At 38.3% G+C, this 18,312-nt stretch carries 20 protein-coding genes and 1 riboswitch; of the genes, 18 read left to right on the top strand and 2 right to left on the bottom strand.

The window, feature by feature from the left end:
* The first annotated feature begins 4 nt into the window (after nt 1-4).
* The gene (locus tag AB3I42_RS09625; protein WP_368022463.1) at nt 5-1,141 is read left to right on the top strand and encodes an ArgE/DapE family deacylase; all 1,137 of its coding nucleotides are present in this window, start codon (nt 5-7) and stop codon (nt 1,139-1,141) included.
* A gap of 168 nt (nt 1,142-1,309) precedes the next feature.
* Here AB3I42_RS09625 and AB3I42_RS09620 read toward each other — a convergent pair whose 3' ends face one another.
* Both AB3I42_RS09620 and AB3I42_RS09615 read right to left on the bottom strand, forming a co-directional pair.
* Nucleotides 1,310-1,876 (bottom strand): ECF transporter S component, encoded by a 567-nt coding sequence (locus AB3I42_RS09620; RefSeq protein ID WP_010737992.1) that lies wholly within the window; start codon nt 1,874-1,876, stop codon nt 1,310-1,312.
* Between the two features lie 5 nt (nt 1,877-1,881).
* Nucleotides 1,882-2,856, bottom strand: coding sequence for a nucleoside hydrolase (locus tag AB3I42_RS09615; RefSeq protein ID WP_181914356.1), 975 nt, complete (start codon nt 2,854-2,856; stop codon nt 1,882-1,884).
* Between the two features lie 23 nt (nt 2,857-2,879).
* Nucleotides 2,880-2,924, bottom strand: a riboswitch (PreQ1 riboswitch).
* Nucleotides 2,925-3,137: 213 nt separating this feature from the next.
* Between AB3I42_RS09615 and AB3I42_RS09610 the strand changes: the two genes are divergently transcribed.
* The 17 genes from AB3I42_RS09610 (at nt 3,138) to AB3I42_RS09530 (ending at nt 18,289) form a co-directional block, all read left to right on the top strand.
* Complete coding sequence (locus AB3I42_RS09610) at nt 3,138-4,133, top strand: alpha/beta hydrolase (RefSeq protein WP_010718606.1); 996 nt, start codon at nt 3,138-3,140, stop codon at nt 4,131-4,133.
* A gap of 71 nt (nt 4,134-4,204) precedes the next feature.
* Complete coding sequence (locus AB3I42_RS09605) at nt 4,205-4,480, top strand: GNAT family N-acetyltransferase (protein WP_010718605.1); 276 nt, start codon at nt 4,205-4,207, stop codon at nt 4,478-4,480.
* Nucleotides 4,481-4,759: 279 nt separating this feature from the next.
* On the top strand, nt 4,760-4,996 hold the full coding sequence (gene secG, locus AB3I42_RS09600; RefSeq protein ID WP_010718604.1) for a preprotein translocase subunit SecG: 237 nt from the start codon (nt 4,760-4,762) through the stop codon (nt 4,994-4,996).
* 220 nt (nt 4,997-5,216) lie between these two features.
* Nucleotides 5,217-5,966: a carboxylesterase gene (locus AB3I42_RS09595; protein ID WP_034867368.1), complete on the top strand. Its 750-nt coding sequence runs from the start codon at nt 5,217-5,219 to the stop codon at nt 5,964-5,966.
* Nucleotides 5,967-5,968: 2 nt separating this feature from the next.
* Nucleotides 5,969-8,335: a ribonuclease R gene (gene rnr, locus AB3I42_RS09590; protein ID WP_034867370.1), complete on the top strand. Its 2,367-nt coding sequence runs from the start codon at nt 5,969-5,971 to the stop codon at nt 8,333-8,335.
* Nucleotides 8,336-8,374: 39 nt separating this feature from the next.
* Complete coding sequence (smpB, locus tag AB3I42_RS09585) at nt 8,375-8,839, top strand: SsrA-binding protein SmpB (protein ID WP_010718601.1); 465 nt, start codon at nt 8,375-8,377, stop codon at nt 8,837-8,839.
* A gap of 300 nt (nt 8,840-9,139) precedes the next feature.
* Complete coding sequence (atpB, locus tag AB3I42_RS09580; RefSeq protein ID WP_010718600.1) at nt 9,140-9,859, top strand: F0F1 ATP synthase subunit A; 720 nt, start codon at nt 9,140-9,142, stop codon at nt 9,857-9,859.
* Nucleotides 9,860-9,909: 50 nt separating this feature from the next.
* Complete coding sequence (gene atpE, locus AB3I42_RS09575; protein ID WP_010718599.1) at nt 9,910-10,125, top strand: ATP synthase F0 subunit C; 216 nt, start codon at nt 9,910-9,912, stop codon at nt 10,123-10,125.
* Nucleotides 10,126-10,334: 209 nt separating this feature from the next.
* A complete protein-coding gene (gene atpF / locus AB3I42_RS09570) occupies nt 10,335-10,859 on the top strand; it encodes a F0F1 ATP synthase subunit B (protein ID WP_010718598.1) in 525 nt (174 codons plus the stop codon).
* Entirely contained in the window at nt 10,846-11,388 is a 543-nt protein-coding gene (atpH, locus tag AB3I42_RS09565) for an ATP synthase F1 subunit delta (RefSeq protein ID WP_010737988.1), read from the top strand. Before atpF ends, atpH begins: the two co-directional genes overlap by 14 nt.
* Before the next feature lie 22 nt (nt 11,389-11,410).
* On the top strand, nt 11,411-12,967 hold the full coding sequence (gene atpA, locus AB3I42_RS09560; RefSeq protein WP_010718596.1) for a F0F1 ATP synthase subunit alpha: 1,557 nt from the start codon (nt 11,411-11,413) through the stop codon (nt 12,965-12,967).
* 13 nt (nt 12,968-12,980) lie between these two features.
* The gene (locus tag AB3I42_RS09555; RefSeq protein WP_010737986.1) at nt 12,981-13,883 is read left to right on the top strand and encodes a F0F1 ATP synthase subunit gamma; all 903 of its coding nucleotides are present in this window, start codon (nt 12,981-12,983) and stop codon (nt 13,881-13,883) included.
* Between the two features lie 22 nt (nt 13,884-13,905).
* On the top strand, nt 13,906-15,312 hold the full coding sequence (gene atpD, locus AB3I42_RS09550) for a F0F1 ATP synthase subunit beta (protein ID WP_010718594.1): 1,407 nt from the start codon (nt 13,906-13,908) through the stop codon (nt 15,310-15,312).
* A gap of 13 nt (nt 15,313-15,325) precedes the next feature.
* The gene (locus AB3I42_RS09545; RefSeq protein ID WP_010737985.1) at nt 15,326-15,748 is read left to right on the top strand and encodes a F0F1 ATP synthase subunit epsilon; all 423 of its coding nucleotides are present in this window, start codon (nt 15,326-15,328) and stop codon (nt 15,746-15,748) included.
* Nucleotides 15,749-15,966: 218 nt separating this feature from the next.
* On the top strand, nt 15,967-16,713 hold the full coding sequence (locus AB3I42_RS09540; protein WP_368022462.1) for a hypothetical protein: 747 nt from the start codon (nt 15,967-15,969) through the stop codon (nt 16,711-16,713).
* Nucleotides 16,700-17,476 (top strand): hypothetical protein, encoded by a 777-nt coding sequence (locus AB3I42_RS09535; protein WP_368022461.1) that lies wholly within the window; start codon nt 16,700-16,702, stop codon nt 17,474-17,476. Before AB3I42_RS09540 ends, AB3I42_RS09535 begins: the two co-directional genes overlap by 14 nt.
* Before the next feature lie 144 nt (nt 17,477-17,620).
* Entirely contained in the window at nt 17,621-18,289 is a 669-nt protein-coding gene (locus AB3I42_RS09530; RefSeq protein WP_010737982.1) for a hypothetical protein, read from the top strand.
* Nucleotides 18,290-18,312 lie beyond the last annotated feature (23 nt).

Here is an 18,312-nt window from a genome sequence, read left to right as displayed (position 1 = left end):
CAGGATGGGAAATGAAGAAAAAATAGCTATTTTACAAGAACTGATCCGAATCAAGTCAGTGAATGGGAACGAAGGGGAAGTAGCCGCCTACTTAAATCAATTATTGAATCAACATGGAATCCAAGGAGAAATCATTTCTCACACTGAGGGGCGTGATAACTTGGTGGCGACGTATCACAATGGTCAAGGAAGAGTATTAGGTTTGTCTGGTCACATGGATGTTGTGTCTGCAGGAGACGAATCGAATTGGACCTATCCGCCTTTTGCAGCAGAAATAAAAGGCAATCGTTTGTATGGTCGTGGTGCTACCGATATGAAAAGCGGGCTAGCCGCTATGGTGATTGCGATGATTGAATTGAAAGAGTCTGGCAAACCGTTTAATGGGACAATCAAATTATTAGCGACAGTAGGGGAAGAAGTCGGAGAATTAGGTAGTGAACAACTGACAAAAGCAGGTTATGTCGACGATTTAGACGGACTGATCATTGGGGAACCTACCAATTACCATTTGATGTATACTCACATGGGTTCAATTAACTATACCGTTGTTTCTCATGGTAAAGAAGCTCACAGCTCAATGCCTCAAGAAGGCTACAATGCGATCAACCATTTAAATGAATTTATTACGCGTGCAAACGAGCAAATGGATGCTTTAGCGAATGATTTCCAAAATTCAGCGTTAGGAAAAACGATTCATAACGTTACAGTGATCAACGGAGGAAATCAAGTCAACAGTATTCCAAGTCAGGCGCAATTACAAGGAAATATCCGCTCAATCCCTGAATTTCCAAACGATCAAATCATTGATTTATTGCAAAAGATCGTGGATGAATTGAATGAAGGAACGAACTATCACTTAGAATTGACGATCGACTACAATAAGATTCCTGTGAAAGCAAATCCTGATTCTTTGTTGATCCACCATATTCAAAAACAGTTCAAGCAACCATTGCCCCTAGTAGGTGCAGCAGCAACGACAGATGCAGCTGAATTTACTAAATCCGCTCACTCCTTCGATTTTGTGGTATTCGGTCCCGGAGTCGTAAACTTGCCTCATCAAATAGACGAATATGTAGAAATCGATAATTACTTGGATATGATTGACACATATCAAGCAATCATCTTGTCTTATTTAGCATAACAGCCTATTTTGGTTCAAAGTACAAAAAAGTACAAAGTAGATCCTTCAATTAAATCAAAAAAAAGCAAAACAAATTTTCATGTTTTGCGTTTTTTTTTGATTTACTAATTGAAGTAACCGACTTCTATTCGCACGTGTATTTACTCCAGCTCATCACAACTACGCAGCTCAAATCGCTCTGTTCACAACCCTTTTCGGCAATGCCAAGACGACAAGGGTGACGACGACTACTGAGAGCAGGCGGTCGAGGTAATCGGTACCCGCTTGAACGAGAATCACGCTCATTGTTTGATTGAACCCAATTCCATGGAGGAACTGAACGATCATGCTTGAACCAGAAGAAGTGACTCCCCCAAAGAGTTTTACAGTGATTAGGGAAGAAAGGATGGTTCCAGGCAGTGATAAGACAAGCGCCCAGAAAACTAAGGTCCAGCGGTTCTTACTTCGAGTGAATCGTTGATGGAAAATCACTCCAGCAAGTAAACCTGTTACCATTTGAACAGGTGAATAATACAACGAGAAGATATCGGTGGTAACACCACTTAATACCCCGCTGGCTAAGCCAGTGAGTAACCCAAATACCGGACCTAACAAAGTCCCAGCGAATATGGTACCGATCGAATCAAGATAGATCGGTAATCGTAGCCATAATGCAATGGTTCCGCCGATATAATTGATTCCGATACATAAAGCGACGATCGTAATCGTCTGTGTGGTGATTCTTTTTTTGCGCATGTTTTTCATCCCATCTTTAATTTTTCCAGATCTTTTTTAATCGTTTCTTCTTGTGCATTTAAAAGAACGGTCAAAAACTTCCGAAAAAATAGATGAGTATCAACTTCTGTCATAATGGTGCTGTTTGGTGCTTTTTGCCAAAAATCAAAGCGATCGACTAGTGTTTGCCCACGGCTGATTCCTTGCGTTTCAACAGCGGTATAACTAGTAAATCCCTGACAAATGCTTTCGTCGATAAAGTAGGCAACGGCCAGAGGATCATTGATGACGCACCCTAGGATTCTTTCTTGTTGCCAGTGAAAATCGAAATAAAAACGAGTGATCGCTTTTAGAAATTCTCCTTCTTCAGGATTGAGCTGACAACAATATTCTAATAAGGTAGGTGTCAAAACGATTTCTCTCGTAACATCTAAACCGACCATTTCAATCGTGTTCCCTAAATTTTCAAACACAAAGGCAGCTGCATCAGGATCGCACCAATAATTGTACTCAGCAACTGGTGAACAGTTTCCGTGGCTTTTGTAGGTGCCACCCATTGAAATAAATCGCTCGAAATGTTTCCCTAAATGTAGATTTTTCATCAAAGCACGAGCAATATTGGTCAAAGGGCCAAGTGCAATGATCGAGGTGTTTGTTTCTTTAGAAAAGTATTCCGCCAAAAAATCGACTGCTGATTTTTCTTCTATTTGTTTTTCTTGTACTTGAGCAAAGTTTGTCTCGCCTAATCCGTCCATCCCATGAGTGTCTTGTGCGCTAATAAACGGCTGTTTCAACGGTTGTGTTTGCCCTTGATAGACGGGGATGTCTAAGCGTCCGCAACGTTTCAAACATTTGAAAACATTTTGGCTACCGATCGTCACAGGTACATTACCGCAGACCGTCGTGATCGCAACCACCTCGATTTCGGGGGACTTGATGGCTAACATCAATGCTAAAGTGTCATCGATTCCAGGATCGCAGTCAATAATTACTTTTCGCATTATTTCCAATCTCCTTTCTGTAGAGATACTTAGTTTTTTATTCTGGGAAGTTTCCGAACCAGTCCAAGGATACTCCTTGATTAAAATGCACGGAATCAGTATACTGGCTTTTAAATAAAATGTAAATGTTATCTTATTTTTTATTCCTATTTGATCGGTTTTAAATTTCAATGAAGCCTAGGGTGAAAACTTGAGCAGTTTTTTTAGAAAATGGTACAATGGAATAGAAGGCTATACAGATTGATAATAGAAAAAATATTTATGGAAAGCGGGGAAGATAAGTGATTGTCATGTATCTTATTCTTATAGTTCTCATTTTAGGCGCAGTCATTTATCGTGGACTTTCTTCTTACTATGCGCAAAAATTAATTCAATCGGGTTTACAAAGAGGATATGATTGGTATGAGAAAACTGGTCATCAGTTGATGGACCCATCGGCTTTTACGATCGTGGAAAAGCAACGGCAACTTGCGGAAACAGAAGCTGAGGGCTTTTGGAATAAAGGCAAAGAAATCGAAGTCAAAAGTCATGATGGGTTAAAACTATTAGGACGAATCTTTCAAAGTTCCTCTCCCAACAAAAAATGGGTTGTTTGTGTCCATGACTATCGAAGTGATGGGAAAACAGATATGTCTTATATTGGAAAGAAATATGCAGAAGCAGGGTTTAACGTCTTGATTCCTGATTTGCGTGCTCACGGCAAGAGTGAAGGAGAAATTATCGGGATGGGGTGGTTGGATCGTTTAGACTTGATTATCTGGATCAACTATATTTTACAGATGCAGCCAGATGCTAACATTATTTTACATGGGAGTTCAATGGGTGCCTCTGCTATCATGATGGCTAGTGGGGAAAAACTACCTCCTGCAGTTCGAGGGTTTATCCTGGATAGCGGGTTTGTTTCCGTCTATGCGGAGTTTCGCTACATGTTGAGCAAACTAACCTTTCTTCCTAAAAAGATGATCATGCGCCATGCAAATCGCTATGCAAAGAAATATGCTGGTTATTCTTTGAAACAGGCGTCAGCAACCCGTCAGTTGGGCAGTAACCATCTGCCAGTATTGATCATTCATGGGGAAGAGGATCAGTTCGTTCCAGTCAGTGCCGCTTATACGATCCAAAATGCGACAGCTGGTGAAAATGATCTTTTTCTGATCCCAGAAGCTCAACATTTAGAAGCAGCCGTGAAAGATCCCACCAAATATTGGACGGTTGTTTTCTCATTTATCGAACAGCGAATCGATTGGAGAGAATCAGGTTATTCCGAGTATAAATAATTGTTTGCTGAGAACTAGACTGTTAGAATCAAGGAGAACAAATTATTTGGTCAATACGGGGAGTGGCGAAAATGGAAATTAAAGAAGAAAAAAATCGTTTCGTATTATTGAATGATGAAGCAAAAGAAATCGGGGAAATGACTTGGTCGGATGCAGGACCAGACATCATGATCATTGATCATACATTTGTAGAACCAGAGTATCGTGGACAAAAATTAGCAGAAAAATTAGTGCTTAATGGCGTAGAACTAGCTCGAAGAGAAGGTAAAAAAATTATTCCATTGTGTCCATATGCGAAGAAAGAATTTGAAAGAAAACCTGAATATCAAGATGTGCTTCGTAAATAATCGACTCGTTTTCGTACGATCGTCAATGAATGAAATGACAAAAAGTGGATCTATCCGCTAAATGAACTTTTTTTAAATTAGAGAAACCGAAATTGTAGCAACCGGCTATCAGCGGTGTTATTCTTTCGGTTTTTTCGTCTTTTCAGTCTTTGCCCATGAATAAGTACTAATACTAAATGTTATCTAAAATTGGAGCCCCATTCGCAAGAGAAGGTTGTCAGAGTTTTTTTTATATGATAAAGTAAAATAGATGATATTTTACGGAAAGGAGGCTGCTTAATGTATAATGTAATTTTAGGAATCGTGATCGTGTTATCGATTGTAATGGTCATTGCAATCATGATGCAACCAAGTAAACAAAACAGTGCAGCAAGTGCATTTACTGGCGGAGCGGATCAATTATTCGGTAAACAAAAAGCACGTGGTTTTGAAGCAGTCATGCAACGTTCGACAGCGGTAATGGGTGCCATTTGGATGATTTTATTATTTGTACTAGCCTTTTTATCTTCTAAATAAAAAGTTGATTTAACGATTAGTCGAAATAATTATGAATCGTTTTTTCGTTCAAAAAATTTCGGCTTAATTTTTTAAGTAGTTGATTTGAATGAGCGAAAAAAGAATTCCTTTCATGCAGAGCAGTGATTGACGTCGCGGCTCTTTTTTATTTGCCAAAAGAGCGGTTTTGTCCTAAGGGATCGCCAATCTATGTTAAAATGAGAAGAACGAGGTGAACCTAATGAAAAGTCTACCAAAACCCCTTTATGCAAAACATAGTAAGAGAGCTGTGCTACTCTTACATGCCTATTCTGGAAGTCCGAATGATGTGCGCATGCTGGCTCGATATTTGGAAAAGTCAGAATATACTGTCTATGCTCCATTATTTACTGGACATGGAACGCTAGCTCCACAAGACATTTTAGCGCAAAAAACGGAAACATGGTGGGAAGATACGAAACAAGCCATCCACTTTTTAAAAGCAGAAGGTTTTTCCCAAGTTGCCGTTTTTGGATTATCAATGGGAGGAATCTTCGCTGTTCGAGCATTAGCAGAACAGTCAGAGATCATTGGTGGCGGATGTTTCTGCTCACCGATTTCACCAGTTGAAAATCATGTACCAGAAAATTTTGAGCGATATGAACGTTATGTGCTAAAACTTGCAGGGGAATCTGAACAGGAAATCGAAGAAACTGTCGCTGCGCTTCGACCAAATGTTTATCAGCAATTAGCAGAGATACAAAACCAAGCAGCAATTACAGAAGGAAAACTTAGTGACATCCAAGCACCTGTTTTTTTAGCCCAAGCCGGTCAAGATGAAATGATTGATCCAGCTGGAGTCTACGAAACAGCAAAAAAATTAGCCGATAAAAGAGTGACCCTTCAATGGTATCCCAACAGCAAACATGTGATCACCGTTGGAGAGTCTAGAAAATTACTGGAAAAAGATGTGTTGGAGTTTCTAGAGAATTTACCTTGGAATGAGGAATGAAAATGACAAAAGAAACATTGAAAGAAAAAATTATTTTTTTTATTGAGAGCGAGCGCAAAAAAAGCTTTTCAATGGAAGAAATCGCCCAAGGATTGGGCTTGCAAAAAAGTGAAGATTTCAAGCTACTCGTTCAGACGATCGCTCAAATGGAACGAGAACAAAGTGTGGTCTTTACCAAAAAAGGAAAAGTGAAGCTGCCATTAAAACCAGTATTGATCGAAGGAACGTTTCGGGCCAATGAAAGAGGCTTCGGCTTTGTGACGATTGATCCAGAAGAAGATGATATCTATATTCCTAAAGAAGCAACTGGGTATGCCATGGATGGCGATACGGTAGCGATCGATATCATAAAAACGGCCGATACTGCGATGGATCGTGGAGCAGAAGGTAAAGTAGTTGAGATCCGCAAACGAGCAACTACGCAATTAGCTGGGGAATTTGTAGCTTACACAGAGGAAGAGATAAGTGAAACGGATCTTTATGGGGTGGTTATCCCAAAAGACAAAAAATTGAATCAGTTTAAAGTTTATGCAGCAGCTGAAGGGATTCGACCAGTTGATGGGAGTATCGTAATGGTTGAGCTGACCCATTATCCTGAGAAAAACTACGCGACCAGTTTAGAAGGTATTGTCAAACAAGTCATCGGCCATAAAAATGATCCTGGAATGGATATCCTATCGATTGTTGTCTCAAACGGGATTCCGACAAAATTTCCAGATGATGTCTTGGCAGAAGCTGATCAAGTGCCAGATACGATTAATGAAAAAGACCTAGTTGGCCGGAGAGACTTACGGGAACAATTGATCGTGACGATTGACGGAGAAGATGCCAAAGATTTGGATGATGCCGTTACTGTGAAAAAATTAGCCAACGGTAATTATTTCTTAGGTGTACACATTGCAGATGTTTCCAATTATGTGACCGAAGGAAGCCAGTTAGATCGTGAAGCTTACGAACGAGGAACGAGTGTGTATTTAACCGACCGTGTCATTCCAATGATCCCACAAAGATTATCAAACGGGATTTGTTCATTGAATCCTCACGTACCAAGACTAACAATGAGTTGTGAGATGGAGATTGATCCAAATGGTCAGGTGGTATCTCATGATATTTTCCCAAGTGTCATCCAAACGACGGAACGAATGACCTATACAGCGGTCAATCAGATTTTAGAAGAACAAGATGAGCAGGTAATGGAACGTTATCAGCAATTAGTGCCGATGTTTCAAGAGATGCAAGAGCTACATCAGATTTTAGAAGAAATGCGGATTCGTCGAGGAGCGATTTCTTTTGAAGACCGTGAAGCAAAAATACTCGTAGAACCAGATGGACAACCAACTGATATCTTATTGCGAAGCCGTGGCGTAGGCGAACGGTTGATCGAATCTTTCATGTTGGCGGCAAATGAAACGGTGGCGGAACATTTTAATAAACGCAACTTTCCATTCATTTATCGGATTCACGAGCAACCTAAAGAAGAAAAGATGCAACGTTTCTTTGATTTTGCTTCCGCACTAGGAATCGTCGTTCGTGGAACAAAAGGAACGATCACACCTAAAGATCTTCAAAAAGTCATTGAAAACGTTGAAGACAAGCCGGAATCAGCTGTTATCAATACGATGCTGTTGAGAAGTATGCAACAAGCACGTTATTCAGAAGATAATTTTGGGCACTATGGATTAGCTGCGGAATATTATACGCATTTCACTTCGCCTATCAGACGTTATCCAGATTTGATCGTCCATCGCTTAATTCGCTCGTATGGACAAGACCCAAGTGAAGCAAATCAAACTTATTGGGAAAATGAGCTACCCGAAATTGCGGAGCATAGTTCGAAGATGGAACGTCGTGCGGTCGAGGCAGAGCGTGAAGTAGATGCAATGAAGAAAGCTGAATACATGATGGATAAAGTAGGAGAGGAATTTGAAGGGATCATCAGTTCAGTTGTTAAATTTGGGTTGTTTATCGAATTACCCAATACGATTGAAGGTTTGATCCATATCAATGAGTTGAAACAAGACTATTTCCACTTTATTGAGAATCATTTAGCATTAGTAGGCGAACGAACAGGGTTAACTTTTAAAATCGGTCAAAAAGTGCGGGTAAAAGTCATCAAAGCAGACCCGGAAGAACGTGCAATCGACTTTGAATTGATTGATGCAGAAGAAATCGTTCCATTAGAACGTCCAAAAACGTCAAACAAAAATCGTCCTTCTAATCGTCATCAAAAACGTTCATCAAAATCTCATACTGAACGGAATGGAAAGAAAAATTCCTATTCAAATGAGCGGAAAAAAGGAAAAGGACCATCTAATAAAAAAGGGAAAAAACCTTTTTATAAGGGAATTAAGAAGAAAAAGAAAAAATAACCAATAACCACTATGAATACCAGTTTGGAGGGATGTCATATGCCAAAAGGCGACGGAAAGTTAATCGCCCAAAATAAAAAGGCTCGCCATGATTATTCGATTATCGATACGATGGAAGCAGGAATGGTGCTGCAAGGAACAGAAATCAAATCGATCCGAAACAGCCGAATCAATTTGAAAGATGGATTTGTCCGTATTCGAAACGGTGAAGCATTTTTGCATAATGTTCATATCAGTCCCTATGAACAAGGCAATATTTTTAACCATGATCCGTTACGAACAAGAAAGTTACTATTACACAAAAAACAGATTTCACGGCTAGAGACTGAAACAAAAAATACCGGGGTCACGATCGTACCCTTAAAAGTATATATTCGTGATGGGTATGCCAAAGTTTTGATTGGTCTTGCGAAAGGGAAGAAATCTTATGACAAGCGAGAAGATCTAAAACGAAAAGATGTGGATCGTCAAATTGATCGAACATTAAAAAATTTCTCTAGATAATTTCATTATCCTTTTTCGCATATTCGGTGCTTTTAGGTTTACTTAATGATAAAATTTGTTAGCATTTAATCTGATAAAGCATGATATCACAGGTTTTTTCTTGTAAAACGCCACGATGATTTTTAGGAAAAAGCAAACTTTTTTGACTGAAATAAAAAATTGTCTGATTTTCATGAAAATGTTTTGAATTTTCTGTTTCATGGTGGTATGATACCGTTTGGTTAGAAAACGATTTAGAAAAACCAGATGTACACATGAATTTGATTTTATGTGAAATTCAGGGAAAAGAGGTGAAATGGATTGGATGAACGCTCGCTAACGTTCCATATTGGACCGGTTTGGTTTGATGGTACTGTTTGTATGATGGTGTTATTGACCTGTTTGATTGTCTTCTTCTTAGTTTACTTCTTTACAAGAAATCTTAAGATGAAACCAACGGGGAAACAAAATGCGCTGGAATGGGTCATTGACTTTACCCGAGGGATCGTAACAGATAATCTGCCTAGAAAAGAATTGAATAATTTTCATTTGTTGGCTTTTACATTGTTCTTGTTTGTCTTCGTGGCAAATAATATAGGTTTAATAACGAAAATCGTCTTACCTAGCGAAACAACACTTTGGAAAAGTCCGACAGCAGACCCGTTTGTTACTTTAACTTTGGCATTTATAATGATCACACTTACTCATTTATTCGGGGTGAAAAAGCTTGGATTTAAAGGGTATTTTGTAAATTCGTTCTTGAAACCATATAGTTTCATGTTTCCAATGAAGCTGATCGAAGAATTTACGAACCTATTAACACTTGCTTTGCGTCTTTACGGGAATATCTACGCGGGGGAAGTTTTACTTACCTTGATTGCCAATATGATGAATAATTTAGGTTGGTTCTCATTACCGTTAGCAATTCCTTTAGAGATGGTCTGGATCGCATTCTCATTGTTTATCGGAAGCATCCAAGCATTTGTCTTTGTCACTTTATCGATGGTATATATGAGCCATAAGATTGAAGTAGAAGAGTAACATCGTTTTTAACAAACTACTATTTATCTATATTTAGGAGGAAATAAATTATGAATTATATCGCAGCAGCAATCGCAATCATGGGAGCAGCTATCGGAGCTGGTTATGGTAATGGTCAAGTAATCTCTAAAACAATCGAATCAATGGCACGCCAACCTGAAATGTCTGGTCAATTACGTACAACAATGTTCATCGGGGTAGCCTTAGTTGAAGCTGTTCCTATTCTAGGTGTGGTTATTGCCTTGATTCTAGTCTTTGCTGTTTAATCAATTAACTGTTTGAGGATAGGACTACTGTCACTAATCCTCTTTTAATTGTCAAAAACTGAAAAAAAACAACCTGATTATTTTCAAAATAATTGAGTTGTTTCATCATAATACTAGAACAAAAGGCGTTGAGGAGGCTGTTTCAATCATTGAAGTCAGGATTCCTTCATCATCCATGAGATACACCTTAAAGAAAGGAAGGCTAGCCTATGCTGAATCAATTGGCAATTGCAGAAGTTGGTAATCCGATGTTAGGTAATATCATCGTTGTCAGCGGCTCATTTTTGATACTAATGTTTCTATTGAAACATTTTGCTTGGGGACCAATCAGCGATATTTTGAAAAAACGTGAAGATAAGATCGCCAATGATTTAGATTCTGCCGAAAAATCTCGCATCAATTCAGCAAAAATGGAACAAGAACGCGAACAACAATTGTTAGCGTCTCGCTCTGATGCAGCTGATATCATTAAAAATGCGAAAGAAAGTGGAGAATTAAGCCGTCAAAATATTTTGAAGGAAACGCAAGAAGAAGTTGCACGTCTAAAAAGCAAAGCGCAAACTGATATCATGTTAGAACGTGATACAGCTTTAAACTCTGTAAAAGATGATGTAGCAGATCTTTCTCTTCAAATCGCGGCTAAAATCTTGAACAAAGAATTGTCTCCAGAAATGCATGAATCTTTAATCAATCAATATATCGAAGGTCTAGGTTCTTCAAATGAAACTAGATAAATATACTGTCGGCAGACGCTACGGTAAAGCACTATTTGAACTGGCGATCGATTCAAATAGCGCAGAAGAAATTTACCAAGAATTACTAAGCTTACGCCAAATCTATAGTGAAATACCTGGATTAGGCAACGTACTTAGTGACGTCCGCTTAGAACCTCACGAAAAACGAATCATTATGGATAAACTTGTCAGTGGGTTTGACGGTATCGTGAAAAACTTTTTAGAAGTGGTCTATAGTTATAATCGGATGTCTGAATTATCGTTTATGATCGATGAATACGAACACCGTTACAACGATTACAAAGGACTACTTTTAGGTAGTGTAAAAACAGCAGTACCACTTTCTGATGAACAATTACAAAAACTAGAAATGAATGTTGCAAAAACAATGGACTATCAAACAGTTGAATTGAAGCAAATCGTTGATTCTTCTATTATTGGTGGGGCAATTGTTGAAGCCAACCATCGAGTGATCGACGGAAGCATTCGCACGCAATTAGAAAAAATGCGTAATCAATTAAATAGATAGTACAAAGAGGTAGGTGAATCGAATGGCTATCAAAGCAGAAGAAATTAGTGCCTTGATCAAAGAACAAATTGAAAATTATCAAAACGTGCTTTCAGTCGAAGAAATCGGTACCGTGACTTATGTCGGTGACGGGATTGCTCGTGCACACGGTTTAGAAAATGCGATGAGTGGTGAGTTGCTTGAATTTTCAAACGGCTCATACGGAATGGCGCAAAACTTAGAATCAAATGATGTAGGTATCATTATCCTTGGTGATTTCGAATCCATTCGTGAAGGAGACAAAGTAAAACGAACAGGTAAAATCATGGAAGTTCCAGTTGGGGACGCCTTGATCGGACGTGTCGTTAATCCGCTAGGTCAACCAATCGATGGGTTAGGAGAAATCGTTACAGATAAAGCTCGACCAGTCGAAGCGATGGCACCAGGCGTTATGCAACGTAAATCTGTCAATGAACCAATGCAAACAGGTCTAAAAGCCATCGATGCTTTAGTTCCAATCGGACGCGGTCAACGTGAATTAGTTATTGGTGACCGTAAAACGGGTAAAACATCTATCGCAATCGATACGATCCTTAACCAAAAAGGTCAAGATATGATCTGTATCTATGTGGCGATCGGTCAAAAGGATTCTACTGTGCGTACACAAGTAGAAACTTTGAAAAAATATGGAGCAATGGATTACACGATCGTAGTCAATGCGGGTGCATCACAACCTGCGCCATTACTTTATATTGCGCCTTATGCAGGAACTGCAATGGGTGAAGAATTCATGTACAACGGCAAACATGTATTGATTATCTTTGATGACTTATCAAAACAAGCTGTTGCTTATCGTGAACTTTCATTGCTATTACGCCGTCCTCCAGGTCGTGAAGCTTATCCAGGGGATGTTTTCTACTTGCACTCACGTTTACTAGAACGTGCGGCAAAACTAAGTGATGATTTAGGTGGCGGTTCAATGACTGCTTTACCATTTGTTGAAACACAAGCTGGAGATATCTCTGCTTATATTCCAACAAACGTTATTTCAATCACTGACGGACAAATCTTCTTAGAAAGTGACTTGTTCTACGCCGGAACTCGTCCAGCCGTTGATGCTGGTTTATCCGTTTCCCGTGTAGGTGGTTCTGCTCAAATCAAAGCAATGAAAAAAGTGGCAGGAACATTACGTCTTGACTTAGCAAGTTACCGTGAATTAGAAGCATTTACCCAATTTGGTTCTGATTTAGATGCTGCGACTCAAGCGAAATTGAATCGTGGACGTCGTACAGTTGAGATCTTGAAACAAAAACTTCATGCACCACTAGCTGTTGAAAAACAAGTAGTTATCTTATATGCTTTGACACATGGATTCTTAGATAGTATTCCAGTTGACAGCATCTTAGATTTTGAACATGAATTATTTGAATATCTAGATACGAATCATGCAGATATCTTTGAAACGATCCGTACAACGAAAGATCTTCCAGAAGAAGAACGATTGAATCAAGCGATCCAAGAATACAAAGATATTTTCTTAGCGACAAAAGGAAACACTTCTTCAACAGAAGACAAATTGAAATCCATTCAAAATGCATAGTGAGGTGAGATGAATGGGCGCTTCATTAAATGAAATCAAGACTCGGATTGCTTCAACGAAGAAAACGAGTCAAATCACTCGAGCAATGCAAATGGTGTCCGCTTCTAAACTGACAAAATCTGAAGCTTCTTCTCAGAAGTTTCAGATTTATGCAAATAAAGTCAGAGAAATCGTCACTCATTTGACAGCTACTCAACTAAATGATATTGCTTCTGATAATCCTCGTGGAGATATCAATTACAATAGTATGTTAATCAGCCGTCCGGTAAAGAAAACGGGGTACATCGTGATTACCGCTGATGGTGGTTTAGTTGGTGGCTATAACAGTTCGATTTTAAAGCAAACAATGTCTATTTTAGAAGAAGACCATAAATCTCCTGACGATTATGTGATGATCGCAATCGGAGGTACAGGTGCAGATTTCTTCAAAGCTAGAGGAATTAATTTGGCTTACGAATTACGTAATTTATCGGACCAACCAAGTTTTGATGAAGTGCGTAAAATCGTAGGTATGGCAACAACGATGTATCAAAATGAAGTATTTGATGAATTGTACGTATGCTACAATCATCATATCAATTCACTAACTAGCCAATTTCGTGTAGAAAAAATGCTGCCAATTTCAGATTTAGATCCAGAAGAAGCAACTACTTTTGACCAAGAATACATTTTTGAACCTTCAAAAGAAGAAATCTTGGCGCAGTTATTGCCTCAATATGCGGAAAGCTTAATCTATGGTGCAATCGTTGATGCGAAGACAGCAGAACACGCTGCCGGCATGACTGCCATGAAGACAGCAACGGATAATGCTGCAACGATCATTGATGATTTGACGGTATCTTATAACCGTGCAAGACAAGGGGCTATTACCCAAGAAATTACCGAAATTGTTGCCGGAGCTTCGGCGCTAGAATAGTATTGAGATTGGAGGAAAAAAGATGAGTTCAGGCAAGATTGTTCAAGTAATCGGTCCCGTTGTCGACGTGGAATTTTCTTTAGACCAATCCTTACCAGATATCAACAACGCATTAGTTGTTTATAAAAATGATGAGAAAAAATCAAAAGTTGTTCTTGAAACAGCATTAGAATTAGGGGACGGAGTGATCCGTACCATTGCCATGGAATCAACAGATGGTTTACAACGTGGTATGGAAGTTATCGATACTGGTAAAGCCATTTCTGTTCCAGTAGGGAAAGATACACTAGGACGTGTATTCAACGTTTTAGGAGATACGATCGATTTAGGATCATCTTTCCCAGAAGATGCAGAACGTAGTGAGATTCATAAAAAAGCACCAAGCTTTGATGAATTAAGTACTAGTACGGAGATCCTTGAAACTGGGATCAAAGTTATCGATTTGTTAGCACCTTACTTAAAAGGTGGGAAAGTTGGATTATTCGGTGGTGCCGGTGTAGGTAAAACGGTATTGATCCAAGAATTGATCCATAATATTGCCCAAGAACATGGTGGTATTTCTGTATTTACCGGTGTTGGGGAACGTACTCGTGAAGGAAATGACCTTTACTATGAAATGAAAGATTCAGGCGTTATCGAAAAAACAGCGATGGTGTTCGGACAAATGAACGAACCACCAGGTGCTCGGATGCGGGTAGCTTTGACTGGTCTGACGATCGCTGAATACTTCCGTGATGTAGAAGGTCAAGACGTGCTATTGTTTATTGATAATATTTTCCGTTTCACTCAAGCTGGTTCAGAAGTATCTGCCCTTTTAGGTCGTATGCCTTCTGCCGTTGGTTACCAACCAACGTTAGCAACTGAAATGGGTCAATTACAAGAACGTATCACATCAACGAAAAAAGGTTCGATCACTTCGATCCAAGCAATCTATGTACCAGCCGATGACTATACTGACCCAGCGCCAGCAACAGCATTTGCCCACTTAGATGCTACAACAAACTTAGAGCGTAAATTGACAGAACAAGGGATCTATCCAGCCGTGGACCCATTGGCTTCATCTTCAAGTGCTTTGGCACCTGAAATCGTTGGTGAAGAACATTATAAAGTAGCGACTGAAGTCCAACATGTCTTACAACGTTACCGTGAATTACAAGATATCATTGCGATCTTAGGGATGGATGAATTATCTGATCAAGAAAAAGTTTTAGTTTCACGTGCACGTAGAGTTCAATTCTTCTTGTCACAAAACTTTAACGTAGCGGAACAATTTACAGGTCTTCCTGGTTCTTATGTACCAGTTGAAGAAACAGTCAAAGGTTTCCGTGAAATCTTAGAAGGTAAATACGATGATCTTCCTGAAGAAGCATTCCGAAGTGTTGGTAGAATAGAAGACGTCGTAGAAAAAGCGAAAAAACTAGGCTACTAGAAAGGGGTGCCCCATGGATCAATATTTAACTGTGAATGTGGTGACTCCTGACGGTTTGGTCTATGATCACCATGCAGCGATCGTAGTAGCACGTACTACAGCGGGGGAAATTGGTATTTTACCTAAACATGCGCCGATCATCGTTCCATTAACAATTGATGAAGTCCGTGTGAAGAGAACAGACTCTGATACCCACGTCGATTGGATTGCTGTCAATGGCGGAATCATGGAAGTTCGTGACAATGTTGTTTCAATCGTTGCCGATAGTGCAGAACGTGAAAGAGATATTGACGTTTCTCGGGCAGAAAGAGCCAAACAACGTGCTGAGCGACAAATCGCAGAAGCAAAAGAAAAAGAAGATACGAATGAATTGAAACGTGCGACAGTTGCTTTGCATCGTGCAATCAACCGAATCAAGGTTTCAAAACATTCTTAAAAGCAACGAATGAGGACCTAACAAGTAGGCCTTTAAAAATCCAAGATTCTTAAGGAGATTCCTTAGAATTTTGGATTTTTTTATCGTTTTTTTTATTGGTAGTTATATTCTAAACATAAAAAGTAAAGAACAATTACTTCTTTATTACATAAAAATATGGAACTTTCATCATTATGATACTATGGTAAACTAATTGCAGTAAAAAAGGAGGTATTATAATGCCGAAAAAGGTTCAACGGTTTTCCACAGAAGACACAAAAGAAGAAACACATACGCAACAAAAATCGCTATCTTACTCAGAAATAGTAGGCAATCTTACGGATGATCAAACAGTTTCGTTACATAAACAATTACAAGAATTTAGGGACTATCTTTTAAAGAAGAGCCTTGAATCAGAAAAACAAGAAAAAGAGGAGTTTCCATCTAACAGACATCATTTTGGTCCACCTCTATCGGAAAATAATACAGATAATCTTGCTGAGCAACAACACTCGCGATCGGAAACAATTCAAAGAAAGAGAACGTTGCAAAACATTATTAACGAAAATGAACTGAAAATGATTCAAAACCAATATAGTCATGCAGTGTCAGAACAGAATAACAAAGTACAAGTTCCCCCGTATAAGAAACAAAAAGTTGCTCCAGAGAACGAACTGGAAAATCATTTGGAGTACTCATTAGATGTCGAACGGTTACTAGAAATAGAAGAAATGTTGGGGATCAGAAACACTTCCCAATCAACAACGCTGTCTACCAAAGTCCAAGAGTCTTTATATGAAACTAAGGAATTTGTACAAGATACAAACGTGCCAATAGAAAGTAATAGCGAGTTCAGCTGTTCAACACAACAACCATTGGAGAATGGGCAGACAAGCACTCAAAGTAAGAAGGAACAAGCGCTTGTTGAATCAGTGAAGTGTTTGTTGGAGCAAAGACATAAACTATTTTTTTTTGCGATTAGCTAAAAAACATGAGATGAGTTGTCAAACTGTAAAAAACATTTTAATTGAGAATAATATAGATGTAACTGCTGAGAATAATAAAATAAAAGTAGAGTCTGAAGAAAAAACACGGCAATTATTAACGGAAGTATTTCACGGAAGGAAAAATTTATCATTTGAAAATATTAAACAAATGGTACGATTGAACAACAATGATATTACAATTTTAGCTAAGAATCACTTAAAAGTTCTCCTAGAACAAGCACACGCATCTCATCTGAATGGTTCTCAGAAGGAAACTTCAATAGATAGGATTCTTTTGACATATTCTGAATGGACTATACCAATGCAATATAAATTGTCAAGGCTGGATACTAAATTAAAAGAACAGATAGATAAATACGGCGTAATAAACATAAATGAAATATCAAAGAAAATACCATGTAGCCAAATTGATGTCATCAAGCGAACAGGGCAGTTAAATTATCAGCAATATCTCCCACCAATTTATATGTTTCACCCGCAACTAAATGAGAAAATCCAAAAGCCATTTTATGATGCAATAATACAAGATAAATCGATTCCTACTGATCAAACAAATCAATTTTTTAATCCTAGTACTGATCAAAACATTGCTTATTCGAAAGAACGAATAAAATTAAATCTCGCTAGAAAAGCTGAGTTTGAAACAGCAGAACAAAAAAACAAGACAATTATGGATCAGAGAACTCAGTTAAAAAAACAACCGATTAGAAACAATCAATCTCCCGCTATGGAAGAACGTTGAGTGTTTTAATTTTCGTAGTATGACTATTTTTTTTGTTAAATCGGAATAGGACAAAAGAAAAAAGTTCAAAGGAGGACGATTATTGCTGCTATTATTTACCTTGAAAACTAAAAATAAATAAACTTATGGGAAGGAAAATGAACGATGAAACAGGAAATAATTCTATTTTATGGCTTATCAACAAAAGCGGAAAACTTACAGAAACAGATTGAAAAAATTAGAAAAAAAGGATTCTATTCAAGTGTTACTGAAGGACAAGGTCCCTGTGATATCAGAGAGTACAATAATCATTTTTCATCGATTACATATGATCACCCAAAAAATCCGATGAATCTTGAATACTTAAAAGATTTTTCAATAAATTGGAAAAAATATATTTCACCATTTAAAGATTGGTGGCCTTTATGGTCTTACTATTTTCAACGCACACAAGATACTGAAAAAAATAAAGTAAACAATTTTAATCCTGGGCTACATAAAGCTACGAAAAAAAATATAGAACACCTATGTGAGAAAAATCGCAAATATACAGGACAGCTGATTGTTAGAGGTTGTAAAATTGGATTAGACAGTGCAAGAGATAATGAAAATGTAACCATTTATTATTGTATTGATGATTTAGATATGAAACGTATTATAGAAAAAAAGATAAAAAGGCTTTCACTCCTAAAGAACTTCGCTATCTCTTTCGCAATTGGAAAGATTTTGAAGGAAAGGTACATTTTTTTGAAGATGGATATGAAGTGCCTGCACCTTGGAAAACATCTCCAAATGAATGGAAAAGTTATAAACCAAAAAGTTGGCAAACGTTGAATGAACAACCACCCTTTCAAAAG

Source organism: Enterococcus sp. C53 (assembly GCF_040887425.1).
Taxonomy (GTDB): domain Bacteria; phylum Bacillota; class Bacilli; order Lactobacillales; family Enterococcaceae; genus Enterococcus_B; species Enterococcus_B hirae.
This window is presented reverse-complemented; position numbering and strand designations above follow the sequence as displayed.